The sequence below is a fragment of the Streptomyces sp. NBC_01788 genome, assembly GCF_035917575.1.
Taxonomy (GTDB): domain Bacteria; phylum Actinomycetota; class Actinomycetes; order Streptomycetales; family Streptomycetaceae; genus Streptomyces.
The window spans coordinates 5,106,807-5,130,810 of the sequence record NZ_CP109090.1; the positions used below are offsets into that span (position 1 = coordinate 5,106,807).

25 protein-coding genes are annotated in these 24,004 nt (G+C 73.0%); 15 read left to right on the plus strand and 10 right to left on the minus strand.

Translation table 11 applies throughout. The annotated features are described in order from the left end of the window. Window positions 1–4 precede the first annotated feature (4 nt). Both OIE49_RS23240 and OIE49_RS23245 read left to right on the plus strand, forming a co-directional pair. Window positions 5–1,207 (plus strand): sensor histidine kinase, encoded by a 1,203-nt coding sequence (locus OIE49_RS23240; RefSeq protein ID WP_326803969.1) that lies wholly within the window; start codon window positions 5–7, stop codon window positions 1,205–1,207. Further along, on the plus strand, window positions 1,204–1,818 hold the full coding sequence (locus OIE49_RS23245) for a response regulator transcription factor (protein ID WP_326803970.1): 615 nt from the start codon (window positions 1,204–1,206) through the stop codon (window positions 1,816–1,818). The genes OIE49_RS23240 and OIE49_RS23245 overlap by 4 nt, the downstream gene beginning before the upstream one ends. 51 nt (window positions 1,819–1,869) lie before the next feature. On the opposite strand, the gene OIE49_RS23250 is transcribed toward OIE49_RS23245, so the two are convergent. Both OIE49_RS23250 and OIE49_RS23255 read right to left on the minus strand, forming a co-directional pair. After that, a complete protein-coding gene (locus OIE49_RS23250) occupies window positions 1,870–2,721 on the minus strand; it encodes a transglutaminase-like domain-containing protein (RefSeq protein ID WP_326803971.1) in 852 nt (283 codons plus the stop codon). 29 nt (window positions 2,722–2,750) lie between these two features. Next, window positions 2,751–3,824, minus strand: a complete 1,074-nt coding sequence (locus OIE49_RS23255; protein WP_326803972.1) for a GNAT family N-acetyltransferase — start codon at window positions 3,822–3,824, stop codon at window positions 2,751–2,753. Window positions 3,825–3,964: 140 nt separating this feature from the next. Here OIE49_RS23255 and fdxA point away from each other — a divergent pair, with 140 nt between their 5' ends. Together fdxA and OIE49_RS23265 are read left to right on the plus strand one after the other, a co-directional pair. Further along, window positions 3,965–4,285: a ferredoxin gene (gene fdxA, locus OIE49_RS23260; RefSeq protein ID WP_100568222.1), complete on the plus strand. Its 321-nt coding sequence runs from the start codon at window positions 3,965–3,967 to the stop codon at window positions 4,283–4,285. A gap of 113 nt (window positions 4,286–4,398) precedes the next feature. Next, a complete protein-coding gene (locus tag OIE49_RS23265; protein WP_326803973.1) occupies window positions 4,399–5,520 on the plus strand; it encodes a bifunctional succinyldiaminopimelate transaminase/glutamate-prephenate aminotransferase in 1,122 nt (373 codons plus the stop codon). Between the two features lie 101 nt (window positions 5,521–5,621). On the opposite strand, the gene OIE49_RS23270 is transcribed toward OIE49_RS23265, so the two are convergent. Both OIE49_RS23270 and OIE49_RS23275 read right to left on the minus strand, forming a co-directional pair. Next, window positions 5,622–5,993: an ATP-binding protein gene (locus OIE49_RS23270; protein ID WP_326803974.1), complete on the minus strand. Its 372-nt coding sequence runs from the start codon at window positions 5,991–5,993 to the stop codon at window positions 5,622–5,624. Window positions 5,994–6,140: 147 nt separating this feature from the next. Beyond that, window positions 6,141–7,124 carry a heavy metal transporter gene (locus OIE49_RS23275; protein WP_326803975.1) on the minus strand — a complete coding sequence of 328 codons (984 nt, stop codon included), beginning with the start codon at window positions 7,122–7,124 and terminating at the stop codon, window positions 6,141–6,143. A gap of 94 nt (window positions 7,125–7,218) precedes the next feature. On the opposite strand from OIE49_RS23275, the gene dapE reads away from it, so the two are divergent. Next, window positions 7,219–8,298 (plus strand): succinyl-diaminopimelate desuccinylase, encoded by a 1,080-nt coding sequence (dapE, locus tag OIE49_RS23280; protein ID WP_326803976.1) that lies wholly within the window; start codon window positions 7,219–7,221, stop codon window positions 8,296–8,298. Between the two features lie 86 nt (window positions 8,299–8,384). Continuing rightward, a complete protein-coding gene (locus OIE49_RS23285; RefSeq protein WP_326803977.1) occupies window positions 8,385–9,143 on the plus strand; it encodes a TIGR00730 family Rossman fold protein in 759 nt (252 codons plus the stop codon). Between the two features lie 700 nt (window positions 9,144–9,843). On the opposite strand, the gene folP is transcribed toward OIE49_RS23285, so the two are convergent. Then, the gene (folP, locus tag OIE49_RS23290) at window positions 9,844–10,704 is read right to left on the minus strand and encodes a dihydropteroate synthase (protein WP_326803978.1); all 861 of its coding nucleotides are present in this window, start codon (window positions 10,702–10,704) and stop codon (window positions 9,844–9,846) included. 157 nt (window positions 10,705–10,861) lie between these two features. On the opposite strand from folP, the gene OIE49_RS23295 reads away from it, so the two are divergent. Both OIE49_RS23295 and OIE49_RS23300 read left to right on the plus strand, forming a co-directional pair. Continuing rightward, window positions 10,862–11,218 (plus strand): DivIVA domain-containing protein, encoded by a 357-nt coding sequence (locus OIE49_RS23295; RefSeq protein ID WP_326803979.1) that lies wholly within the window; start codon window positions 10,862–10,864, stop codon window positions 11,216–11,218. Between the two features lie 11 nt (window positions 11,219–11,229). Continuing rightward, window positions 11,230–11,814: a DNA-3-methyladenine glycosylase I gene (locus OIE49_RS23300; protein WP_326806310.1), complete on the plus strand. Its 585-nt coding sequence runs from the start codon at window positions 11,230–11,232 to the stop codon at window positions 11,812–11,814. Window positions 11,815–11,851: 37 nt separating this feature from the next. Here the strand turns inward: OIE49_RS23300 and OIE49_RS23305 are convergent, their stop codons facing one another. Continuing rightward, window positions 11,852–12,655 carry an enoyl-CoA hydratase/isomerase family protein gene (locus OIE49_RS23305; protein WP_326803980.1) on the minus strand — a complete coding sequence of 268 codons (804 nt, stop codon included), beginning with the start codon at window positions 12,653–12,655 and terminating at the stop codon, window positions 11,852–11,854. Between the two features lie 401 nt (window positions 12,656–13,056). Between OIE49_RS23305 and OIE49_RS23310 the strand changes: the two genes are divergently transcribed. Continuing rightward, window positions 13,057–13,224: a DUF3117 domain-containing protein gene (locus tag OIE49_RS23310; protein ID WP_003966491.1), complete on the plus strand. Its 168-nt coding sequence runs from the start codon at window positions 13,057–13,059 to the stop codon at window positions 13,222–13,224. A gap of 99 nt (window positions 13,225–13,323) precedes the next feature. On the opposite strand, the gene OIE49_RS23315 is transcribed toward OIE49_RS23310, so the two are convergent. Then, window positions 13,324–14,019 carry an O-methyltransferase gene (locus OIE49_RS23315; protein ID WP_100568287.1) on the minus strand — a complete coding sequence of 232 codons (696 nt, stop codon included), beginning with the start codon at window positions 14,017–14,019 and terminating at the stop codon, window positions 13,324–13,326. A 176-nt stretch (window positions 14,020–14,195) separates the two neighbouring features. On the opposite strand from OIE49_RS23315, the gene sigE reads away from it, so the two are divergent. The 5 genes from sigE (at window position 14,196) to OIE49_RS23340 (ending at window position 19,873) form a co-directional block, all read left to right on the plus strand. Further along, window positions 14,196–14,969 carry an RNA polymerase sigma factor SigE gene (sigE, locus tag OIE49_RS23320; protein WP_199836586.1) on the plus strand — a complete coding sequence of 258 codons (774 nt, stop codon included), beginning with the start codon at window positions 14,196–14,198 and terminating at the stop codon, window positions 14,967–14,969. Further along, window positions 14,966–15,916, plus strand: coding sequence for an anti-sigma factor family protein (locus OIE49_RS23325; RefSeq protein WP_326803981.1), 951 nt, complete (start codon window positions 14,966–14,968; stop codon window positions 15,914–15,916). The genes sigE and OIE49_RS23325 overlap by 4 nt, the downstream gene beginning before the upstream one ends. A 756-nt stretch (window positions 15,917–16,672) precedes the next feature. After that, window positions 16,673–18,355: a trypsin-like peptidase domain-containing protein gene (locus OIE49_RS23330; protein ID WP_442812353.1), complete on the plus strand. Its 1,683-nt coding sequence runs from the start codon at window positions 16,673–16,675 to the stop codon at window positions 18,353–18,355. 177 nt (window positions 18,356–18,532) lie between these two features. Then, window positions 18,533–18,997 (plus strand): sec-independent translocase, encoded by a 465-nt coding sequence (locus OIE49_RS23335; RefSeq protein ID WP_326803982.1) that lies wholly within the window; start codon window positions 18,533–18,535, stop codon window positions 18,995–18,997. Between the two features lie 204 nt (window positions 18,998–19,201). Next, window positions 19,202–19,873, plus strand: coding sequence for a hypothetical protein (locus OIE49_RS23340; protein WP_100568210.1), 672 nt, complete (start codon window positions 19,202–19,204; stop codon window positions 19,871–19,873). 114 nt (window positions 19,874–19,987) lie between these two features. Here OIE49_RS23340 and OIE49_RS23345 read toward each other — a convergent pair whose 3' ends face one another. The 3 genes from OIE49_RS23345 to OIE49_RS23355 are packed head-to-tail and all read right to left on the minus strand — an operon-like array spanning window position 19,988 to window position 23,035. Further along, window positions 19,988–21,121, minus strand: a complete 1,134-nt coding sequence (locus tag OIE49_RS23345) for an Mrp/NBP35 family ATP-binding protein (protein ID WP_326803983.1) — start codon at window positions 21,119–21,121, stop codon at window positions 19,988–19,990. 41 nt (window positions 21,122–21,162) lie between these two features. After that, the gene (locus OIE49_RS23350; RefSeq protein ID WP_326803984.1) at window positions 21,163–21,762 is read right to left on the minus strand and encodes a DUF1003 domain-containing protein; all 600 of its coding nucleotides are present in this window, start codon (window positions 21,760–21,762) and stop codon (window positions 21,163–21,165) included. Next, window positions 21,752–23,035, minus strand: a complete 1,284-nt coding sequence (locus tag OIE49_RS23355; RefSeq protein WP_326803985.1) for a magnesium transporter MgtE N-terminal domain-containing protein — start codon at window positions 23,033–23,035, stop codon at window positions 21,752–21,754. The genes OIE49_RS23350 and OIE49_RS23355 overlap by 11 nt, the downstream gene beginning before the upstream one ends. 220 nt (window positions 23,036–23,255) lie before the next feature. On the opposite strand from OIE49_RS23355, the gene OIE49_RS23360 reads away from it, so the two are divergent. Continuing rightward, window positions 23,256–23,999 carry a hypothetical protein gene (locus tag OIE49_RS23360; RefSeq protein ID WP_326803986.1) on the plus strand — a complete coding sequence of 248 codons (744 nt, stop codon included), beginning with the start codon at window positions 23,256–23,258 and terminating at the stop codon, window positions 23,997–23,999. The last annotated feature ends 5 nt before the right edge of the window (window positions 24,000–24,004 follow it).

Consider the following 24,004-nt stretch of genomic DNA (forward strand, 5'->3'; position numbering starts at 1 on the left):
CGTCATGACGGAAGACCCGCGGCCCGGCGAAGCACGGGCGGACCGGCTGATGCGCATGGGGGAGCCACCCCGGAACAGGGGCGAGGCGCTGCGCAAACTGGTGTGGATCCTGCCCTGGCTGATCTTCCTCAGCTCGCCGGTGCGGGACCTGGTCTCCGGCGCTCACACGACCGCCGCCACCGCGGCCGGCTGGGCGGGCCTCACGGCCTTCACCGGGACCTATCTGGCGCTGGTCTACCGGAACATGGGACGGCCGTTCTCCGGGCGCGTCGTCGGCTGCCTCGTCGCCGCGCTCGGTGTCCTCGCCGTCGTGCTGTGCCTGACCCTCGGCTCGCAGTGGATCGGCCTGTTCGTGTACGTCTCCGTGGCCTGCGGCGCGACGAACCCGCTGCGGATGGCCTACTGGACGATCCCGCTGACCACGGCGGTGATGCTGCTCGTCGCCCAGCACACCGGCGCACAGGGGGAGTGGACCCTGTTCCTGCTGGTGACGCTCGTCGGCTTCGCCATGACCGGTGTACGGCAACTGGTGCGCACCACGGTCGACCTGCGCAAGGCCCGCGCCACCGTGGCCCAGCTCGCCGCCAACGAGGAACGGCTGCGGCTCGCCCGCGACCTGCACGACCTGCTCGGCCACTCCCTGTCGCTGATCACGCTGAAGAGCGAGCTGGCCGGCCGGATGCTGCCCGACCACCCCGGCAAGGCGGCCCAGCAGGTCGCCGACATCGAACAGGTCAGCCGCCAGGCCCTGGTCGACGTCCGCGAGGCCGTCACCGGCTACCGGCGCCCCCGCCTGCACGCCGAACTGGCGGGCGCCCAGGTGGCGCTGACGGCCGCCGACGTCGTCGCCGACGTGCCCGCCGAGCCCGACCTGCACGGCGTCACGGAGGAGAGCGAGTCCGCGCTCGCCTGGGCGCTGCGCGAGGCGATCACCAACGTCGTACGGCACAGCGGCGCCACCCGGTGCGCCGTCGGCCTGGTGCGCCGCCAGACCCTGGACGGGCCGTTCCTCGAACTGTGCGTCGAGGACAACGGCTCGGGCGGCACCACCGGCGTCGCCAAGGGCCCCGGCAACGGTCTGACGGGCCTGGCCGAGCGTCTGGAGAAGGTGAGCGGGCAGCTGGAGGTGGGACGCGTCAGGCGCGGCTTCCGGCTCGTCGCCCGCGTGCCTCTGGCCTCCCGCGCGGACGTAGGATCCCCGGCATGAGCCGAACGATCAAGGTCCTCCTGGCCGAGGACCAGTCGATGGTCCGCGAGGCACTGGCCGCCCTGCTCGGCCTGGAGGACGACATCGAGGTCGTCGCCCAGGTGCCGCGCGGGGACGAGGTCGTGGCGGCGGCGCACGCCCACGGCGTCGACGTGGCCCTGCTCGACATCGAGATGCCCGGCTGCACCGGCATCGAGGCCGCCGCCCGGCTCCACAAGGAACTGCCCGCGGTGAAACTGGTCGTGCTCACCACCTTCGGCCGCCCCGGCTATCTGCGCAGCGCCATGGAGGCGGGCGCGGACGCCTTCCTGGTCAAGGACGCCCCGGCCGCGCAGCTCGCCGCGGCGATACGCAAGGTGCTCGCGGGCGAGCGGGTCATCGACCCCACGCTGGCCGCGGCGGCCCTCGCCGAGGGCGCCAACCCGCTGACCGACCGGGAGCGCGAGGTCCTGCGCGCCGCGGCCGACGGCTCCACCAACGCCGAGCTGGCCGCCGCCCTCCACCTGTCCCAGGGCACGGTCCGGAACTACCTGTCGACCGCGATCCAGAAGCTCGCCGTGCGCAACAGGACGGAGGCGGTGCGCATCGCGCGGGAGAAGGGCTGGCTGTAGGCCGGCTCCGCGGGCGTTTCCGGCAGGTCCGGTTCAACCGGCCCGCGAGGTTCAGTTCAGCAGGGCCCGCGCCGCCCGCGCCTGTCCCCGCACCTGCTCGGCCGCGGGCTCGTCCACCGCGCCCAGCACCTCGGCGTACGCCTCCAGCTCCCGGGCCCCGCCCACGAAGTCGCCCCGCTGCACGAGCAGCTGCGCCCGCTCGTACCGCAACCGCGCCGGATGCGACGGCAGCAGCAGCGACAGCTCCACCGCCCACAGCGCCACGTCCGACCGCTCGGGCCGCACGGCCGCCCAGGCCCGGATGTTGTTCAGGATCCGGGACACGACCTCCAACGGAGTCGCGGGCACCAGCATCGACGGGTCCAGCGGCGCGCCCGTCGCCCCGGCCACCAGCAGGTCGGCGTCCGCCCCCGTGAGCACCCGGCCCCCGTCGAACGGGTCCGCGAGCACCAGTTCCTCCGCCGCCCCGAACCCCACGACGAAGTGCCCGGGCAGCGCGACCCCGCACACCGGGGCCCCGGCCCGCCGCGCGACCTCCATCCACACCACCGACAGCAGGATGGGCAGCCCGCGCCGCCGCACCAGCACCTCGTGCAGCAGGGAGGACTCCAGCCGCTGGTAGTCCGCCGCCGCGCCGTGGAACCCGTACCGCTCGCCGAGCAGCCGGCACAGGGCCCGCGCCCACTCCCGCGGCCCGCCCGGCCGGTAGGGCAGCTCCCCGGCGAGCCGGTCCAGCTCCTGCTGCGCCGCGTCCATGCCGGCCTCGTCCAGCGCCCCGTCGGCCGCCGCACCCATCAGCAGGCACAGCGCCGCGAGGTCCGGCCGCTCGGACCGCGCCTCCTCGCCGAACCGCCGGCGCACCGCGGCGGCCCGTTCCGGAGACGGCGGATGCGGGGGACTCATAGCAGGCTCGTGCCCTTTCACGACGCTCCCTACGACGGACCAGCGCCGGAGTTCCGCGGGGACCGAGGCTCCGGTTCCGCCGGCGACGGCCGCGGGTGTCCGCCGTCGCCGGGCTCCGGGGCGCGGTAGTGGTGGTACGCGTGGTGCGCGCCGAAGCCCATCCCGGCGTACAGCGCCCGAGCCGCGTCGTTCCCGGTCTCGACCTGGAGCCAGGCCGCCGAGGCGCCCTCGTCGAGGGCGCGGCCGGCGAGCGCGGCGAGCACGGTGGTGGCCAGGCCCCGACGCCGCAGCGCCGGATCGACCTCGACGGCGGCGAAGGACGCCCAGCGGCCGTCGACGACACACCGTCCGATCGCCGCCGGAACACCGCCCTCGCCGGGAACCGTCGCGAACCACACCGACGGCCCGCTGCCGAGCACCTTCAGGGCCACCTCGCTCACCCCCTTGCGCTGATACCGCGCAAGCCACGCCTCGTCGGCCGTGCGGGACAGCACGACCCCGGAGCCCTCGGCCCGGTCGGCGACCGGCGCGAGCGCCCCGATCCACAGCTCGGCGCTCACCTCGCGCACCCAGCCCCGCCGCTCCAGCTCCGCGCACAGCGTTTCCTGCGTGCCCTCGGCGCCGGTGGCCGTCTGGATGTACGCGGGCAGGCCACGCTCGCCGTACCAGCGTCGTACGGCATCCAGCGCCGCGTCGAGCGGAAGCCCGGGATCGCCGAGCGGCAGCACTGAATTGGCACGCCGGGTGAATCCCGCGGTCGCCCGCAGCTCCCAGTCGCCCAGCCGCTCGCTCTCCACCGGCCGCCAGGCCCGCGCCGCCACACGTGCCAGCTCCTCGTACGTGGCCGCCGGACCCCGCCGCCTGGCCGGTGCGGCCGGTACCACCTTGCCCGCGACCAGGGAGGATTCGGCGACCTGTACGGTCTCGCCACTCTTCCGTGTGATCAGCAGCACACCGTGGTCCCATGATGTGAGAACTCCGACCGTGTCGGTGAACTTCTCACCCGGCGCGCCAGGTTCGCTCAAGCGCCGAATTGAGACCCGTTTGCCCACATCAGCAGCGGTGATACGGACCTCGAGGCGTCCTGTTGCCGATATTTCCACAGGTCTGTTCACCCCTCCTGTTCGGATCATGCCCCGGAACGGAGATACTAGGGGCGGGCATCGACGACGCCGCGCTCCCGCGCGCCAGGCGGCGGAGCCTGTGGAGGCCCGCCGGCGCCCTATCGAGGAGGAACGACAGCGTGACCTACGTCATCGCGCAGCCTTGTGTCGACGTCAAGGACAAGGCGTGCATCGAGGAGTGCCCGGTCGACTGCATCTACGAGGGCCAGCGGTCCTTGTACATCCACCCGGACGAATGCGTCGACTGCGGAGCCTGCGAACCGGTCTGCCCGGTCGAGGCGATCTTCTACGAGGACGACACTCCCGAGGAGTGGAAGGACTACTACAAGGCCAACGTCGAGTTCTTCGACGAGCTCGGCTCTCCCGGTGGCGCCAGCAAGCTGGGGCTGATCGAGCGCGACCACCCCATCATCGCCGCGCTGCCGCCGCAGAACCAGTAACAGCGGCCCGTCTTCGCGCCGCCTCGGTCCCGTACGGCCTGATCGCACTCCAGCGCTCCGCTCGCCGCACGGGACCGAGGCGTTTTCCGGACCAGAAAGTGAGCCTGATCCCCGTGTCCGCACTCTCCGACCGGCTCCCCGCCTTTCCCTGGGACAAGCTCGAGCCGTACAAGAAGACGGCCGCAGCCCATCCGGACGGCATCGTCGACCTGTCGGTCGGCACTCCGGTGGACCCGGTCCCCGATCTGATCCAGAAGGCGCTGATCGCGGCCGCGGACTCCCCGGGCTACCCGACCGTGTGGGGCACGCCCGAACTGCGTGAGGCGCTCACCGGCTGGGTCGAGCGTCGGCTCGGCGCGCGGGACGTCACCCACCGGCACGTCCTGCCGATCGTCGGCTCCAAGGAACTGGTCGCCTGGCTCCCGACCCAGCTCGGCCTCGGCCCCGGCGACAAGGTCGCGTACCCGCGCCTGGCCTACCCGACCTACGAGGTCGGCGCCCGCCTGGCCGGCGCGGACCACCTCGTCTACTCGACGACACCGGGCGTCGGCGTGCCGGGCCCCACGGAGCTGGACCCGGCGGGCCTGCGGCTGCTGTGGCTGAACTCGCCCTCCAACCCCACGGGTCAGGTGCTGCCCAAGGAGGAGCTGCGCAGGATCGTCGCCTGGGCCCGCGAGCACGGCGTGCTGGTCGTCTCCGACGAGTGCTACCTGGAGCTGGGCTGGGAGGCCGACCCGGTCTCGGTCCTGCACCCGGACGTGAACGGCGGCTCGTACGAGGGCATCGTCGCGGTCCACTCGCTGTCCAAGCGCTCGAACCTGGCCGGCTACCGCGCCGCCTTCCTGGCCGGTGACCCGGCCGTCCTCGGCCCGCTGCTGGAGATCCGCAAGCACGGCGGCATGATGACCTCGGCGCCGACGCAGGCGGCGGTGGTGGCCGCCCTCGGCGACGACACCCACGTCCGCGAGCAGCGCGAGCGCTACGCCGCCCGCCGCGAAACCCTGCGCGGGGCCCTGCTCGCCCACGGCTTCCGCATAGAGCACAGCGAGGCGAGCCTCTACCTGTGGGCCACGCGCGACGAGTCCTGCTGGACCACGGTCGCCGACCTCGCCGAGCGGGGCATCCTGGTCGCCCCGGGCGACTTCTACGGCCCGGCGGGCGCGGACTTCGTACGCGTCGCGCTGACGGCGACGGACGAGCGGGTCCGCGCGGCCGTGGAGCGCCTGGCCGGGTAGCCGGCGACGGCTAACCCGCGCCGGCACGGCGACGAAGCCTTACGACGACGGGGTCCGGGGTTTGGAAACCCCCGGACCCCGTCGGGTCGTGCGCGCGGTGCTCAGCCGATCGGCAGGCCGGAGACCGGCAGGGACGGCGTCGGCAGCCCGCCCTTCTTCGCCGTCTGCGCGGCGCCGCCGAGCAGCCCGCCCGCGGACCCCGCCGCGCCGCCCGCCGCCTTCTGGGCCGCCGGCGCCGCCTGCTTAACGACCTTGCCGCCGGAGTCGCCCGCGACCCCGGTGACGTGCTGCGCGGCACCGTCCACGGTGTTGCCGACGCTCGCCGAGTCCAGGGCGGTCAGCCCGCCGAGGTTCGGGGCGGCGGGCAGCTCGGGGGCAGCGCTGGCGGCACCGGCCGCACCGACCCCGGCGGCCGCTCCCGCAGCGACGAGCAGCGCGGCACGGGCGATCCGGCGGGTCAGGGGGAGGGACATGTTGCTCCTTCGACGGAGGGAACGGACGCTCTGACTACCGCTCGAAGTCCGCGAAGGTTGCGGCGGGCCAACGTAAAGAGTTGGTAACGCGTCGCATTATCAGGTACGCGGAAAAGCTTCACTCACGCCACAGGGTGACGAGTCGTACTAACGCCCGGTCGTGGTGATGTGCACCGAGCCCGCCGCCCGCTCCGCTCCCGCAGTACCCCGCGTCTGCGCCGCCCGCCACCGGCTGTCGGTCATCCCGGCCTTCCACTGCCAGCCGCCGTAGGAGACCTGCTCGATGTGCAGCGCGGAGGCGTTGGCCACCGCCCAGTGCGCGAACTGCCAGCCCCGCTGCCGCGCGCTGCGCCCGGCGGCGGCCGTGTCGTCGGGCACGGGCACCGTCACGGTCCGCCCTTCCCCGCCCGCGACCGGGGTCGGCGTGGGCGAGGGCGCTGGCGAAGCGGTGCCGCCGACCTCCGCGCCCGCCTCCTGCACCACGTCCCGGCCGAAGTCCCGGACGAGCGCGGCACGCACCGCGTCGGGCCCGCTGGACCGGGTCGGGCCGGGGCGGCCCTGGCAGGCCAGCGTGGCCCCGGAGCGGCCGGTGAGCGCGGCGGCGAGCAGCGTCGCGTCCGGCTCGTGCTTGGCGTACGCCTGCGGGAAGCCGCTGCGCTGCACGCGCTGCGCGGCCACGGTCAGCGGCAGCCGCGTGTAGCCGGGCACCTTGTTCAGATGGTCGTAGAAGATCCCCGCCGAGTAGGAGGGGTCCATGATCTCCTCCGGTGTGCCCCAGCCCTGCGAGGGCCGCTGCTGGAAGAGGCCGAGGGAGTCCCGGTCGCCGAAGTCGATGTTGCGCAGCGCGGACTCCTGGAGCGCGGTGGCCAGTGCGATGGTCACCGCCCGCTCGGGCATGCCGCGCCCGGTGCCGACGGCCGCGATCGTCGCCGCGTTCACCGCCTGCTCCGGCGTGAACCGGTACGACGCTCCGTCGCCCTTGCCGGAGACGACCTCGCAGCCCGGACCCGAGGTGCCTCCGGTGAGGTACTGCACCGAGAGGTAGCCCGCGAGCCCGAGCAGGACCACGAAGGCCGCCCCGAACCGGAGGAGGCGGCCACGACGCTTGGAAGAGGGGGGAGGGTGCGGCACGCCTACAAGGTACTGGAGGCAGGCGGGACTGGTGAGGCAGGTGTGGACAATGCGCGGCGGCAGTGCGGCGGTTCGCCGGGTTAGGGTCGATCGCATGGCCGATAACCCGCTTGATCTCACGTTGGACGCCGCGCGCCTGACCGCGCGACTCGTCGACTTCCCCTCGGAGAGCGGCACCGAGAAGCCGCTCGCCGACGCGATCGAGGCCGCACTGCGGGCGCTGCCGCACCTGACGGTCGACCGTCTCGGCAACAACGTCGTCGCCCGCACGGACCTCGGGCGCGCGCAGCGGGTGATCCTGGCCGGCCACATCGACACGGTCCCGATCGCCGGGAACGTCCCCTCGCGGCTCGACGACGACGGCGTCCTGTGGGGCTGCGGCACCTGCGACATGAAGTCCGGAGTGGCGGTCCAGCTGCGCATCGCGGCCACGGTCCCCGCCCCCAACCGCGACCTGACCTTCGTCTTCTACGACAACGAGGAGGTCGCCGCCGAGCTGAACGGGCTCAAGCACGTCGCCGAGGCGTGCCCGGAGTGGCTGGCCGGCGACTTCGCCGTGCTGCTCGAACCCTCCGACGGCGAGGTCGAGGGCGGCTGCCAGGGCACGCTGCGGGTGCTGCTGAGGACCACGGGCGAGCGGGCCCACTCGGCGCGCGGCTGGATGGGCTCCAACGCCATCCACGCCGCCGCGCCGATCTTGCGGCGGCTCGCCGAGTACCAGCCGCGTCATCCGGTCATCGACGGCCTGGAGTACCGCGAGGGCCTCAACGCGGTCGGCGTCCTGGGCGGGGTGGCGGGCAACGTCATCCCCGACGAGTGCGTGGTCACGGTCAACTTCCGGTACGCCCCGGACCGCACCGAGGAGGAGGCCGTCGCCCACGTCCGCGAGGTGTTCGCGGACTGCGGAGTGGAGGAGTTCGTGATCGACGACCACAGCGGCGGCGCCCTGCCGGGTCTGAACCACCCGGCCGCGGCGGCGTTCATCGAGGCGGTCGGCGGCACCCCGCGCCCGAAGTACGGCTGGACGGATGTCTCACGCTTCTCGGCGCTGGGCATCCCCGCCGTCAACTACGGCCCCGGCAACCCACACTTGGCGCACAAGCGCGACGAGCGGGTGGAGACGGCCAAGATCCTCGCGGGCGAGGAGCGTCTGCGGGCCTGGCTCACGGACTGACCACTGCGGACATACCGACGTCCCCCTCTCCTGACCCCCGCGGATCTACGCTGAGGTGGAACGTCACACAAGCGGAGGGAGCGTACATGCCAACAGGGAATCCCGAGGGCAAGAAGCGGCCACCGGACGAGCAGCGACTGGGGCCGGTCCTCCGGCGGCGCGGTCAGGTCCAGGCGAGCACCACGGACCAGCGGCTGCTGGACGAGCGCGCCCCCACGGACTGGGTCCACACCGACCCCTGGCGCGTGCTGCGCATCCAGTCGGAGTTCATCGAGGGCTTCGGCACGCTCGCCGAACTCCCGCCCGCCATCAGCGTGTTCGGCTCCGCGCGGACGGCGGTGGACTCGCCGGAGTACGACGCGGGGGTGAAGCTCGGGCGGGGCCTGGTCGAGGCGGGCTTCGCGGTGATCACGGGCGGCGGCCCGGGCGCGATGGAGGCGGCGAACAAGGGCGCTCTCGAGGCCGGAGGCGTCTCGGTGGGCCTGGGCATCGAGCTGCCCTTCGAGCAGGGCCTGAACGCCTATGTCGACATCGGCCTCAACTTCCGGTACTTCTTCGTTCGCAAGATGATGTTCGTCAAGTACGCGCAGGGCTTCGTCGTCCTGCCCGGCGGCCTCGGCACCCTGGACGAGCTCTTCGAGGCCCTGACCCTGGTGCAGACCCAGAAGGTCACCCGCTTCCCGATCGTCCTCTTCGGCAGCGCGTACTGGGGCGGCCTGGTCGACTGGCTGGAGAACACCCTGATCGCCCAGGGCAAGGCGGCCCAGGCGGACCTCACCCTGTTCCACGTCACGGACGACGTGAGCGAGGCGGTGGCCCTGATGTCCAAGGAGGCAGGCCGCTAGGGCCTCTCGTTTGGATCATGCCGGGCTCGCGGGGTCTGGCACCGCTCCCCCAAGCTCTTCGAGCTGGGGGCGCCCCCAGCGGCGTTGTCGTCGGTTGGCAGGGCTCCGCCCTGCCGCCCTCCTCCGCCTTGCGATACACGGCATCAGACCCCGCTCCCTGATCCGGCCTGATCCAAACGAAAGACCTTGGCCCCGTCCTGCGGGCCGCCGGCCTGCGCCCTGCGGCCGCTGATCCCCGTCCTGCGGGCGGCCAGAACCCGCCCGGCGGACGACCTGCGCCCGCACGACCGGGGCTGCTGGCGCCCCTGCTTGGCGCCCGTACAACCCGGGCTACTGGCGTCCGCAGGACCGGCGCTAGTGGCGACGGTACGGCGGGGCACTGGCGCCCGTACGGTGCTTCCGAGCGTCGGCACGGCGCGGCCCCGGGGCCGGGACGACAGGGCTTCGGCACTTCGCATGGCGCGGCACTGGCTCGGTGCGACGGGTCGCCGGCACCTGCACGGTGCGGCACTGGCGCCCGTACGGTGCTTCCGAGCGTCGGCACGGCGCGGCCCCGGGGTCGGGACGACGGGGCTCCGGCACTTCGCGCGGTGCGGCACTGGCGCCCGTGCGGCGGGGCCAGTGCCGTCCGTACGGCAGGGCTCGTGACCCGCGCGGCGGGGCTCCGGAGTCTGTGCGGTGGGGGAGTGGGCTCCCGGTTCTACGCCAGTCCCCGTCGGGCCACCGCCGGGGGCCGGTGGCCCGCGATGGTCGCCACCATGTCCAGTACCTGCCGGGTCTCGGCCACCTCGTGCACCCGGTACACCTGGGCCCCCAGCCACGCCGAGACGGCCGTCGTCGCCAGTGTCCCCACCAGCCGCTCCTTCACCGGCCTGTCCAGCGTCTCGCCCACGAAGTCCTTGTTGGACAGCGACACCAGCACCGGCCACCCGGTCGCGACCATCTCGCCCAGCCGCCGCGTCGCCTCCAGACTGTGCCGTGTGTTCTTGCCGAAGTCGTGCCCCGGATCGATCATCACCGACTCCCGCGGCACGCCGAGCGCCACCGCCCGCTCGGCCAGCCCCACGGTCACCCGGAGGATGTCGGCCATGACGTCGTCGTACGTCACCCGGTGCGGCCGGGTCCGCGGCTCCGCGCCGCCCGCGTGCGTGCACACCAGGCCGGTCCCGTAGCGCGCCGCGACCTCGGCGAGCCGCGGGTCCACCCCGCCCCACGCGTCGTTCAGCAGGTCCGCACCCGCCTCGCACACGGCCTCGCCGACATCGGCCCGCCAGGTGTCGACGCTGATGACCACGTCCGGGAACCGCCGCCGCACCTCGGCCACGAAGCCGACCGTCCGCCGGGCCTCCTCCTCGGCGCTCACCTCGTCACCGGGCCCGGCCTTCACCCCGCCGATGTCGATGATCGCGGCCCCCTCGGCGACCGCCTGCTCCACGCGCGCGAGGGCCGGCTCGTCACGGAACGTCGACCCCTGGTCGTAGAAGGAGTCCGGGGTCCGGTTGACGATCGCCATGATCACCGGCTCGTGCGCGTCGAATTCGCGCCTGCCCAGCCTGAGCATCCCCTGTGACCTCTTCCTCTTCTTCCCGGTCCTGCCCGGTCCTGCCCGGCCCCGCCCGGTCTTTCCCCGGTCATCGGCCGTCTGCGACCCTAACTGTCAGCGTCGCATGGCACGATCGGACCCTGACAGATACGACAGACTCCGTGGGGACCGAGCGATGGTTATGTTCTTCTTCCTGGTCGTCGCGCTCGCCGTCGTGGTCGCCGCGGTGACCCTGGCGGTGGTGGGCGGCGGCGAGGGAACCGGGCCGCTGCCCGAGGCGGCGCCCGAGCGGCTCCTGGACCCGCTGCCGCCGGACCGCCCCGTGGACCGCCAGGACGTGGAGAGCCTCCGCTTCCCGATGACCGTCCGGGGCTACCGCATGGCGGACGTGGACGACGCCCTCAGCCGGATCGGCGCCGAAATCGCCGAGCGCGACGCGCGGATCGCCGACCTGGAGTCCGCACTGGCCGGCGCCCGGGCCGCGGCCGCCCACGTCCACCTGACCAAGCCCGAGCAGGAGGACCAGCGGTGACGGACGACACCCTGACGCCGGGCGCCGCGATCGCCGGCCCGGACGGCGCCCCGCGCTGCCCGTGGGCGCTGTCCGCGGCGGAGTACGTGGCCTACCACGACGAGGAGTGGGGCCGCCCGGTCCACGGCGACGACGCGCTCTACGAACGTCTCTGCCTGGAGGCCTTCCAGTCCGGCCTGTCCTGGATCACCATCCTGCGCCGCCGCACCGGCTTCCGCGCAGCCTTCGCCGACTTCAAGATCGCGGCGGTGGCGGACTTCACCGACGACGACCGGGAGCGGCTGCTCGCCGACCCGGGCATCATCCGCAACCGCGCCAAGATCGACGCGACGATCGCCAACGCGCGCGTGCTCGTCGACTGGGCCCCGGGCGAACTGGACGCCTTCATCTGGTCCCACGCCCCCGACCCCGCCACCCGCCCGGTACCGAGGACCCTCTCCGACGTTCCGGCGGTCACTCCCGAGTCCACGGCCCTGTCGAAGGCCCTGAAGAAGCGCGGCCTGCGCTTCGTCGGCCCGACGACGGCGTACGCCCTGATGCAGGCGTGCGGCCTGGTCGACGACCACCTCGCGGACTGCGTGGCGCGCCGCCCCTGACCCGGCCGGCCGGGGGCGGCACCGACCCGCAGCGCGGTCAGCGGCCCAGATACGCCGGCTTCTCCTTGTTCACGAACGCCCGCACGGCGATCGCGTGGTCCTCGGACTGCCCGGCCCTGGTCTGGAGCTCCTCCTCCTTGAGGAGGGTCTCCTCCAGGGAGTGCGTCAGCCCGTGGGCCACCGCCTCCTTCAGCGCCGCGTACGCCACCGTCGGGCCCTCGGCCAGCGCCCGCGCCGTCCGCTCCGCCTCGGCCCGCAGTTCGGCGGCCGGCACGACCCGGTTGGCGATGCCCAGGTCGAGGGCCTCCTGGGCGGTGATACGACGCGGGAAGAGCAGCAGGTCGGTGGCGCGGGACGGTCCCACCACCCGCGGCAGCGTCCACGAGATCCCCGAGTCCCCGGCGAGCGCGACGCCCGCGAACGAGGTGTTGAAGGACGCCGTGTCCGCCACGATCCGGTAGTCGGCGGCGAGCGCGAAGCCGAAGCCCGCCCCGGCAGCGACCCCGTTCACCGCGGCGACCACCGGCTTCCGTGCCCCCGCCAGCGCCCGCACGATCGGGCTGTAGTGCTCCCGCACGGTGCTCATGACCTGCCCGGACCCGGTCTCCCGGTCGGCGGCCAGCAGCCCGATGTGCTCCTTGAGGTCCTGGCCCACGCAGAACGCCCGGTCCCCGGCGGCGGTCAGCAGCACCGCCCGCACGGCGCCGTCGTCCGCCGCCTCCCGGGCCGCGTCCCGGAGGGCGACCTTGGCATCGACGTTCAGCGCGTTCATCGCCTCGGGGCGGTTCAGCGTGATCGTCGCGAGTCCGTCGCTCACCTCGTAGAGCACGGTGTCGGCCATGGGGCATCCCCTCCGGTGTCGCCTCGTCGACGTACCGCTCGGTACGTCGTGGTCCGTCGCGGTCCGAGGACAGCATGACGGAGATCACCGGGCAGGGTGCGGACCCGGCATGTGACCTGCGTCAAAGAATTCCGGCGCGTCCGCGGCCGGCGGGCGGACGCGTGGGAGCGCAGTATCGCAGCCACATCGCCGAATTGGGTGGTTTTGCTCGCGCGCGTTGCCCAAGCGATGCCAACTGATGTTGGTCATCGGGTCCTGGGATGCGGGATAATGGCTTGGAAGCAATGTGTTCGATGCCGGTGTCGCGTGTCCTGTGCCGTTCTGGGCAGGGACCGTGCGCGTGCCCTTTCGGTGGGCCGTCGGCTTTGACGATGAGCTGGGTTTCAGGAAGGGGAACGAGCATGGCGGCCATGAAGCCGCGGACGGGTGATGGCCCGCTCGAGGTGACCAAGGAGGGGCGGGGCATCGTCATGCGCGTTCCGCTCGAAGGCGGCGGTCGGCTCGTCGTCGAGTTGACCCCTGACGAGGCGGATGCGCTCGGCGACGCCCTCAAGAAGGTCGTCGGCTGACGCGCAAGCGACCATACCCTTTCAGTTGCCCCGGCATCGTAAGCGGTGTCGGGGTCGCTGTCTTTCCAGGGGTGCGCGACGCGCGGGTGACGGGGGCGCTCAGCGCTTGACGGCACACAGCAGTCCGTCGCCCACCGGCAGCAGTGACGGCGTCAGATCGGGGCTCTCGCGCACCGTGCGCAGCAGTTCCCGCAGCCGCACGACCTCCGTCGGCTGCGGTCCCGAGTCCACCGTCCGCCCGTGCGCGAAGACACCCTCGAAGGCGACGAGGCCTCCCGGTCTCAGCAGGCGCAACGATTCAGCGAGGTACTCGGGGAACTCCAGCCGGTCGCCGTCGCAGAACACGAGGTCGTATCCGGCGTCCGCGAGGCGGGGCAGCACGTCCAGGGCGCGGCCGGGGATGAAGCGGGCGCGGTTGCCCGCGAAGCCGGCGGCGCGGAAGGCCTGGCGGGCGAACTGCTGGTGCTCCGGCTCGGGATCGACGGTGGTCAGCACCCCGTCGGGGCGCATGCCGTGCAGCAGGTGGATCCCGGAGACCCCGGTGCCGGTGCCGATCTCCGCGACCGCCTTCGCGTCCACGGTGGCGGCCAGCAACCGCAGCGCGGCGCCCGCGCCGGGCGACACCGAGCGCAGCCCTGCGTCACGGGCCCGCTCACGGGCCCAGCGCAGCGCGTCGTCCTCGGCGACATAGGCGTCGGCGAACGCCCAGCTCGTCTGCCGGTTGCCGGTAATGACCCTCTCCTGTCCCGTGGTTGCCTGGGCGTGACTGTATCCGCTGGGGCCGGGAACCCGCAGATGGGACCGGTCGTTTGAAGGGGTGAGGAAGCGACACCGGGCGCGACGGCGGTGTGGACGGGGGGTATGGGATGGATCGGGACACGGAGCAAGTGCTGACGCAGCCGCACCAGCCGGACCAGCACGTGTCAAATTCTCGTAAAACTGCTTATCCGGAGCTAACGGGCGAGGTGGCTATGGTAGGGGCTCCACTGGACACCACCAGAGCCGACAGGGGAGGTGCGGCTGCACCTGTGGATCGGAGAGGAGTGCTACGGCGCTTTCTCGGATCGGCAGGCAGGCCGAAATCCGTGACCAACACCGCTGCCGACGTGACCCACGCCACCGAATCCGCCCAGACCGCGACCTTCTCGACCGACGCGGACGGGCAGGCGTGGACTCCGCCCACCTGGGAGGAGATCGTCAGCACGCACAGTGGCCGCGTCTACCGCCTGGCCTACCGCCTCACCGGCAACCAGCACGACGCCGAGGACCTCACCCAGGAGGTCTTCGTCCGCGTCTTCCGCTCGCTGTCGACCTACACGCCGGGCACCTTCGAGGGCTGGCTGCACCGCATCACCACGAACCTCTTCCTGGACATGGTCCGCCGCAAGCAGCGCATCCGCTTCGACGCGCTGGGCGACGACGCGGCCGAGCGGCTGGCCAGCAAGGAGCCCACCCCGCAGCAGCTCTTCAACGACGCGCACTTCGACGCGGACGTCCAGCAGGCCCTGGACACCCTCGCGCCCGAGTTCCGTGCCGCGGTCGTCCTGTGCGACATCGAAGGACTGTCGTACGAGGAGATCGCCGCGACCCTGGGCGTCAAGCTCGGCACGGTGCGCTCCCGCATCCACCGCGGCCGTTCGCAGCTGCGCAAGGCCCTCGCGCACCGCTCGCCGCAGGCCCGGGCGGGACGCCGCGGCTTCGTGGCCACGGTCCCCGCGCTGGGGGGAGGGGGCGCGCCCGCGTGAGTGGATCACGACCTGACCCCGCGGGGCGTCTCGCGGAACAGCACCTGGGAGACCGGCTCGCCGCCCTCGTGGACGGCGAGCTCGGTCACGACATGCGCGACCGTGCCCTGGCGCACGTGGCCACCTGCCCGAAGTGCAAGGCGGAGGTCGACGCGCAGCGCCGTCTGAAGAACGTCTTCGCCCAGGCGGCCCCGCCGCCTCCCTCCGAGAGCTTCCTGGCACGCCTCCAGGGCCTCCCGGGGGGTGGTACCGACGTTGGTGGCGGTTCACCGCTGGGCGGGGGAGGGCTGCCCGGAGGGTTGTCCTCCCGCTCCGGAGTGTTCGGGGTGAACCGCGGCGAGCAGTTCGAGTTCGGCTATGTGCCGGCCCGCCCGCATCCCACCGACCCCGCGGAGGACCACGGCTTCCGGATCCACCCCGTGGGCCGTGCCGACAGCGAGCGGTCCGCCTCGCGGGGGCTGCGGTTCGCGTTCGTCGCCGCCGGGGCGGTGTCGCTGGCCGCCCTCGCCCTGGGCGGGATGACCACCGGTTCGGCGGGTGACGCCGTGGAGGCGCGCGGAGGCTCCGGGAACGGCAGCAATGTGACTCCGGCGCGCACGGCGGGCACGGGCGCCGCATCGGGCTCCGACACCGCGCGGCGCCGCCAGTCGGCCACGCCGCAGTCGGCACAGGGGCAGCGGTCGTCGGGCTCGGCGCAGGCGGCCTCGACGCCGCTGGCCGCACCGCTGCTGCCGGGGGCCGTGCCTCCCGGCGGGCAGGCGCAGGACGTGATGCATCCGCTGACCACCCCGGTGGTCGCCGGAGCGGCCGTGATGTCCCCGCTGATACGTCCGCTCACCACGAACCCGCCCATCTCCCTGACCTCGTGGTCCGCCGACCCGGACTACATGGCCCCGAGCCTGCTCAGGGCGCCCTCTCCCTCCGTCTCCTCCCGTACCACGCACTGACCGGTCCCTGCGCAGCGGTCCGGGAACCTGGTTGAATCCACGGTGGTCGCGCCCATGACACCGGTCGGGGCGCGGAGTCGACGCCGTGCCGCGTCCCGCTGTGGGGAGAACATGAACGAGGGCAAGCCCACGAAGTCCGCCCGCCCGAAGTGGTGGAGCCGCTCGGTCCCTCCGGACGCCCGGCCGGAGGGCACGCCGGCGCCGGACGCGTCGGCCGACGAGGCTTCCGACGGCGGCGTGGCAGCGGGTGGGGCGTCCACCCCGAGCTCGGACCCGGGCTCGGACCCCGTACAGACCGCGGTGCCCGGACCTGCCGTCGGGGACGGCGACTACGAGCTGGAACGCCCGCTCCCGGCTTCCGGCGACTTCGAACTCGCTCAGCCCCGTCCGCCGTTCGCCGGGGTGGAGGACACCCACCTTGGGGCGGCGGACGCACCGGCGGCGCCGGCGGTGCCCGGCGAGCCTGCCGCACCCGCCGCGCCGGCGACCCCGGTCGGTCCCGGTGCCCCCGCCGTCTCGGGCGAGACGGGCGCCGACCGGCCCCTGGAGGGCCTCTCCGGGCCCGTCGACTCCTCCAGCGGCTCCGGCGAGCGTCCCAGCCCCCTGCACGACCCCGACCCCTACAGCACCCCTCCGTACGGCGAGCCCGGCCCCTGGGCGCCCGCACCACCGGTTCAGCACCCGACGGTGACACCCGCGCACTCCTCCGGCACACCGGCCGCAGCGCCCCAGGGCACGCCCGCCCCGGACGCCGAGCTGTACGGTCCGGCGCCCGTGGCACCTCAGCCTGGTGCCCCGGCTCCCACGCCTCCGGCGCCGCCCGGCTCGCCCTCGTCGCCGCAGGCGCCGGCCGCGGCGCCCCAGGGCACGCCCGCCGTGGACGCCGAGCTGTACGGTCCGGCGCCCGTGGCACCTCAGCCGGGTGCCCCGGCTCCCACGCCTCCGGCACCGCCCGGCCCGCCCTCGTCGCCGCAGGCGCCGGCCGCGGCGCCCCAGGGCACGCCCGCCCCGGACGCCCCGCTGTACGGTCCGGCGCCCGTGCCTTCCGGCACGCCCTCGCCGCCGCAGGCGCCGGTCGACGCATCCACGGCCGGCGCCGCATCGCACTGGGCGTCCCCCGAGGACGCCGTGCCGACGGGCCCACAGCGAGGGACGCCGCTCGCGGGCGACCCGACGCACGGCGCGCCCGCTCAGGCGGTGGGTGACGGGCACGGCGTGCCCTCTCCCGGTGCCGGTGTCTCCGCCGGTCCCTGGGGGCGTTACGACCCCTGGGGTGCCGCGCCGTTGCAGCAGAGCGGGAGTGGCGTGCTCAGCGCCGAGCAGCGGCACCGGAGGATCACGCGGGCGCTCGTCGGCGGGGCCGTGGTGCTCGCGCTGGTGTCCGGCGCGCTCGGCGGGCTGGCCGGGGCGTACATCGAGCGCAACGGCGGCCTCGGCACCGTGGAGCTGCCGCAGGCCGGGAAGGAGCCCGCCGGGCGCGCCCCGGACAGCGTCGCCGGGATCGCCGCGCGGGCCCTGCCCAGTGTGGTGACGCTGCACGTCAGCGGCTCCGGCGAGCAGGGCACCGGCACCGGGTTCGTGCTCGACGGCCTCGGCCACGTCCTCACCAACAACCACGTCGTCGAGAACGCCGCATCCGGTGGCGACATATCGGTGACCTTCAGCGGCGGCCAGACCGCCAAGGCCAGGATCGTCGGCCGGGACTCCGGCTACGACCTCGCCGTCGTCCAGGTCCGCGGCGTGCGCGGCCTGACCCCCATCCCCCTCGGCAACTCCGACAACGTGCAGGTGGGCGACCCGGTCGTGGCCATCGGCGCGCCCTTCGACCTCGCCAACACCGTCACCTCCGGCATCATCAGCGCCAAGGAGCGGCCCATCACGGCCGGCGGTGAGAAGGGCGACGGCAGCGACGTGTCCTACGTCGACGCCCTCCAGACCGACGCGCCGATCAACCCCGGCAACTCCGGCGGGCCCCTTCTCGACTCCCGGGGCCGGGTCGTCGGCATCAACTCCGCGATCCGCTCCGCGGACACCGGCTCCGACCTGCAGACCGGCCAGGCAGGCTCCATCGGCCTGGGCTTCGCCATCCCCGTCAACCAGGCCAGGCGCGTCGCCGAGGAGCTGATCAAGCACGGCAGGGCCAGCCACCCGGTCATCGGGGTGACCCTGGACATGAACTACCCCGGCGACGGAGCCAGGGTCGGCACCAAGGGCCGGGACGGCGGCCCCCCGGTCACCCCCGGCGGTCCCGGCGCCAAGGCGGGCATCAGGGCCGGAGACGTCATCACCGCGGTGGACGGCCAACGCGTCCACTCGGGCGAGGAGCTGATAGTCAAGACCCGCGCCCACCGCCCCGGCGACCGCCTGGAGCTGACCGTCGAACGCGACGGAAAGACACGGAAGGTGTCCCTGATACTCGGGTCTTCGAACAACAACTGACACATAGCATGAGGAACCGGCCGGAAAGCTCGTCGTGTACACGCAGTCCGACACATCGAGGCGGTACCGGTCCGGCACGTGGGACGGGTACCGTGGACCCGGCCCGGACCACGGACAGCCCCACACAGACCGGACCACCCGAGGGCCGAGGACCGAGGACATCGCAAGGAGCTTCAGGTGTTCAATGACATAGGACCGCTCGAGCTGCTGACGATCATCATCGTGGCCGTGCTCGTGTTCGGCCCCGAAAAGCTCCCGAAGGTCATCCAGGACGTCACGCGCACGATCCGGAAGATCCGCGAGTTCTCGGAGAGCGCCAAGCAGGACATCCGCAGCGAACTCGGCCCGGAGTTCAAGGACTTCGAGTTCGAGGACCTCAACCCCAAGACGTTCATCCGCAAGCAGCTGGAAAGCGACGAGCTGGGGCTGAAGGAGATCCGCAACGGCTTCGACCTGAAGAAGGAGATGGCCGAGATCACGGACGCGGTCAACGGCAACGAGCACGACTCCGCCGCGTCCTCCGGGTCCTCCTCGGGCTCCGCGGGTTCCCCGGGTCCGTCCGGCGGCCGGATCGACATGACCAAGAAGCCCGAGGGCATCGGCCAGGACGAGCGTCCGCCCTTCGACGCGGACGCCACCTGAGCCGCGTCCCGTGTGACGCGTTTCACGCCGCGCGCGGTCCGTGCGCGGCGCGAAACGGCTGTACCCGCGCCCCACGCGCCGAGCGGTTTCCCGGCCGCCCGGAGCGGGATGGATATGCTGCCGAGTTGTTGTGCGGACCGGACGAGTACGCCCGAAGGGGGGCGGGCCGCCCCGGTTCGACGAGAGCGAGGAGGCGTCCGGCACATGGAGACGACAAGTCGGGCAGGCGCGCAGGCGTCTGCCGCGGAGGGTGGCCCACAGTCCCCCTTCGCCCGGCGTACGGCCGACGGCTACCTGCTGGCGCCCTTCCCCTGGTACGGCCTCGACGAGGCCTTCACGGGGCCGCGCTGGCTGATGCAGGTCGGGACCTCGGCCGACGGTGCCGTGGAACACGGTTCGACCGGGCACGGTGACGAGCCGTCCGTACGCAACGAGTTCGTGTCCGGGTCGCCGGACGAGCCCAAGGAGAGGTTCGCGGTCGTCGTCACCGTCGCCGCCCACCCCGAACGGCGCCTCGCCGACGGCACGGGCCAGCTGGAGGCCACCTCGGTCTCCTCTGCGGCCTGGCTGGCCGCGGTGGGCCTGCTCTCCTTCACCTGGCCCGGGCAGGTGGACCACACCCTGCGGGACGACTGGCTGGAGCAGCAGACGGAGACCGCGTGGGAGCTGGCCGACGATCTGTCAGGGCCGGCGTGGTCGATGCTCTCGCTGCCCGTGGACGGCGTCCCGACGCCCTTCCACTACCGGGAGTCGGAGTTCGGCTGGGTGCTCGCCGGTTCGACCTCCCAGGGGGTCCACCTGGGGGCGTACGGCAGGGGCATGAGCGCGTACGGGCTCGGCTTCGCCGTGATCAAGGACATCGGCGCGTACGCCTGACGCCCCGCGGCACAGGGCGGAAACGACACGAAGGGGCGCCGTCCACGAAGGACGGCGCCCCTGCCGCCGTACGGGCGGTGCGGACGGTACGGGCCGCGGAGGGCCCCGTACGGCCTAGAACTTGTTCTTCGGGGTGATTCCCAGCGACAGCCCCGCGAGGCCCCGCTGCCGGCCGGCGAGCTTGTCGGCGATGTCCCGCAGGGCCGATCCCGCGGGGGAGTCCGGGTCGGTGATGACGACCGGCTTGCCCTCGTCGCCGCCCTCGCGCAGGCGGACGTCGATCGGGATGGAGCCGAGCACCGGGACCGTGGCGCCCGTGGTGCGGGTCAGGCCCTCGGCGACCACCCGGCCGCCGCCCGTGCCGAAGACGTCGACCATCTCGTCGCAGTGCGGGCAGGGCAGGCCGGACATGTTCTCGACCACGCCGACGATCTTCTGGTGGGTCTGGACGGCGATGGAGCCCGCCCGCTCGGCCACCTCGGCCGCCGCCTGCTGAGGCGTCGTCACCACCAGGATCTCGGCGTTGGGCACCAGCTGGGCCACGGAGATCGCGATGTCGCCGGTGCCGGGCGGCAGATCCAGCAGGAGGACGTCCAGGTCGCCCCAGTACACGTCCGCCAGGAACTGCTGCAGCGCGCGGTGCAGCATCGGGCCGCGCCAGACGACCGGCGCGTTGCCCGGGGTGAACATGCCGATGGAGATGACCTTCACGCCGTTCGCCGACGGCGGCATGATCATGTTCTCGACCTGGGTCGGGCGGCCGTCCACGCCCAGCATCCGCGGCACGCTGTGGCCGTAGATGTCGGCGTCGACCACGCCCACCTTCAGGCCGTCGGCGGCCATCGCCGCAGCCAGGTTCACCGTCACCGAGGACTTGCCGACGCCGCCCTTGCCGGAGGCGACGGCGTAGACGCGGGTGAGGCTGCCGGGCTTGGCGAAGGGGACCTCGCGCTCGGCCTGGCCGCCGCGCAGCGCGGTCGCCAGCTCCCGGCGCTGCTCGTCGCTCATCACGTCGAGCGTGACGTCGACCCGGGTGACCCCCTCGACGCGAGAGACGGCGTCGGTCACCCGCTGGGTGATCGTCTCGCGCATCGGGCAGCCGGAAACCGTCAGGTAGACGGTGACCGCGACCGCTCCGTCCGCGCCGATCTCCACCGATTTGACCATGCCGAGCTCGGTGATGGGCCGGTGGATCTCGGGATCGTCAACCGTCGCCAGAGCTGCGCGCACCGCGTCTTCCGTAGCCATAGGACGATGGTACGGCGCCCCGTGCGGCCCCCGGGACCCCGTCAGCGGTCGTCCATGTCACCCGCGCGCGGGTGATCCGCCGGGAATACCCCGTGCCGGCGGTGCCCGTCGACGGTGCGTTCCTCCAGTTCCTTCACCAGGCCCTGGAGCTCCGAGCGCATCCAGTCGCGGGTGGCCACCTCGCCCAGGCCCATGCGCAGCGCGGCGATCTCACGGGTCAGGTACTCGGTGTCGGCGATCGACCGCTCGTCCTGCTTGCGGTCCTGTTCGAGGTTGACCCGGTCCCGGTCGTCCTGCCGGTTCTGTGCCAGCAGGATCAGCGGGGCGGCGTAGGAGGCCTGGAGGGACAGGGCCAGGGTCAGGAAGATGAACGGGTACTCGTCGAACCGCAGATGCCGGGGCGCGGCCACGTTCCACAGCACCCACACGACGATCATCACCGTCATCCAGACGATGAACCGCCCGGTGCCCAGGAATCGCGCGATGCGCTCGGACAGCCGCCCGAAGGCGTCCGGGTCCCACTCCGGCAGCAGCCGGCGCCGGGGCGGACGTGGCTGGTCCAGCCGGCCGGACCGCGGCCGTCCGGCGGCGGTGGCCCCCACCGGGAGCCGCTCGCGGGTGCTCTCTCGCTCAGCCGCCATGCGTCGCCGCCCCCTCCTCCAGGTCGTACTCCGTCTCCCGCCAGTCGTCCGGCAGCATGTGGTCCAGGACGTCGTCCACGGTGACCGCGCCGAGCAGCGCTCCGGCCTCGTCGACGACGGGCGCCGCCACCATGTCGTAGGTCGCGAAGAACCCGGCGACGACCGGCAGCGTGGCGTCGGGCGGGAGGGGCTGCAGATCGTCGTCGAGGATCGAGCCGACGAGGGTGTAGGGCGGGTCGCGCAGCAACCGCTGGAAGTGCACCGTGCCCAGGTACTTCCCGGTCGGGGTGTCGTCGGGCGGGCGGCAGACGTAGACCTGGGCGGCCAGCGCGGGGGACAGGTCGCGGTTGCGGACCCGGGCCAGGGCGTCGGCGACGGTCGCGTCCGGGCGCAGGATGATCGGCTCGGTCGTCATCAGACCGCCCGCGGTGTGCTCCTCGTACGACATCAGCCGGCGCATGTCGGCCGCGTCGGCGGGCTCCATCAGTCCCAGCAGCCGCTCCTGCTCCTCCGCCGGCAGCTCGGCGAGCAGGTCGGCGGCGTCGTCCGGGTCCATCGCCTCCAGCACGTCGGCCGCGCGCTCGCCCTTCAGCTTGCCGAGGATCTCGATCTGGTCGTCCTCCGGGAGCTCCTCGAGGACGTCGGCGAGCCGGTCGTCGTCCAACGCGGCGGCGACCTCGGCGCGCCGCTTGGCGGACAGGTGGTGCAGCACGTTGGCCAGGTCGGCGGGGCGCAACTGCTCGAAGGTGGCGAGCAGGCTCTCCGCGCCCTGTCCCTGCTCCTCCAGCGAGAAGCCGGTGACCGCGGACCACTCCACGGTCAGGGCCTCTCCCCGGTTGCGCCGGAACGCGCCGCCCTTTTTGCCCTTGCGGACGAAGACGCGGTCGACCTCCCAGTCCCGGCGCGCGGGGAGCTGCTGCACCGACATGTCCAGGACCGTGACCTCCTCGCCGGTCTCCACGAGCGTCACCCGCCGGTCCAGCAGCTCGCCGAAGACGAGGCGTTCGGTGGGCCGCTGCTCGAAGCGACGGACGTTGAGCACGCCCGTGGTGATGACCTGGCCGGACTCGATGCCGGTCACCCGGGTCATGGGCAGGAAGATGCGCCGCCGGGTGGCGAGTTCGACGACCAGCCCGAGCAGACGGGGCGGCCGGCGCCCGACGCGCAGCATGACGACCAGATCGCGTACGCGTCCCACCTGGTCGCCCGCCGGGTCGAAGACGGCGACTCCGGAGAGGTGCGAGACGAAGATCCGGGGGGCGCCCGCTGCCATGGCTGCGCCTCCTTTGCGCGGCTGTGTGGTGCGTGTGGTGCGTGTCGTGTGTGCCGGGTTTCTTTTCCCAATTGCCCGCTCAGGTGCGCTTCAGGCTAGCCCGTCCACCTCGGATACGCCCTGGTGAGCGTCCGGACGAGCCGGTTCCGCCGGGCGTGCGCGGCCCCGGTACGCTGCCGTACGCCGTTTGAGGACATCCGTCGGAAAGGCAGCTCCACCTGTGACCGTGATTCCCCAGGGCCGTACCCGCCGGACCACGCTGACGAGCGCGTTGTGTGCCCTGGTCGTCGCGGGCGCGGGTCTGACGGGGTGTTCCGGGGACGATCCGGACGCGGGCACCAACGGAGTGGGCAAACTGCCGGCCGAAAAGATCCAGGCGAAGACGAGGGCGGCGGCCGCCACCGCGGACACCGTGCACCTGTCCGGGAACGTGGTCAGCAACGGCCGTACGTACCGGCTCGACATGCGTCTGAAGGACGAGGGCGGCACCGGCTCGGTCACCTCGCAGGGGTCGACCTTCGGGCTCCTGCGGATCGGGCAACAGCTCTACCTGAAGGCGGACGCCGGGTTCTGGGGCCAGGTCGACGGCAGCGGCAAGGCCACCGGGGCCGCCGACAAGCTGGACGGCAAGTATGTGAAGGTGCCGCAGGGCGATCCCTCGTACCAGCGGTTCAGCGGCTTCACGGACAAGGGCGTCCTCCTCGACGGGCTGCTGACGCTGCACGGCACGCTGGCGACCGACGGGCACCACGAGCAGGCGGGCGTCCGCACGATCCGCATCACCGGCGGCAAGGGCTCCGGCGGCACCCTGGACGTCTCCCTGGAGGGCACTCCCTACCCGCTGCGCCTGGTGCGCGCGGGCGACGCGGGAACGCTGAGCTTCTCGGACTGGGGCAAGGACTTCGCCCTGGCCCAGCCGGAGAAGAGCGAGACGGTCGACTACGGCAAGCTGCCGACGTCCTGACTCCC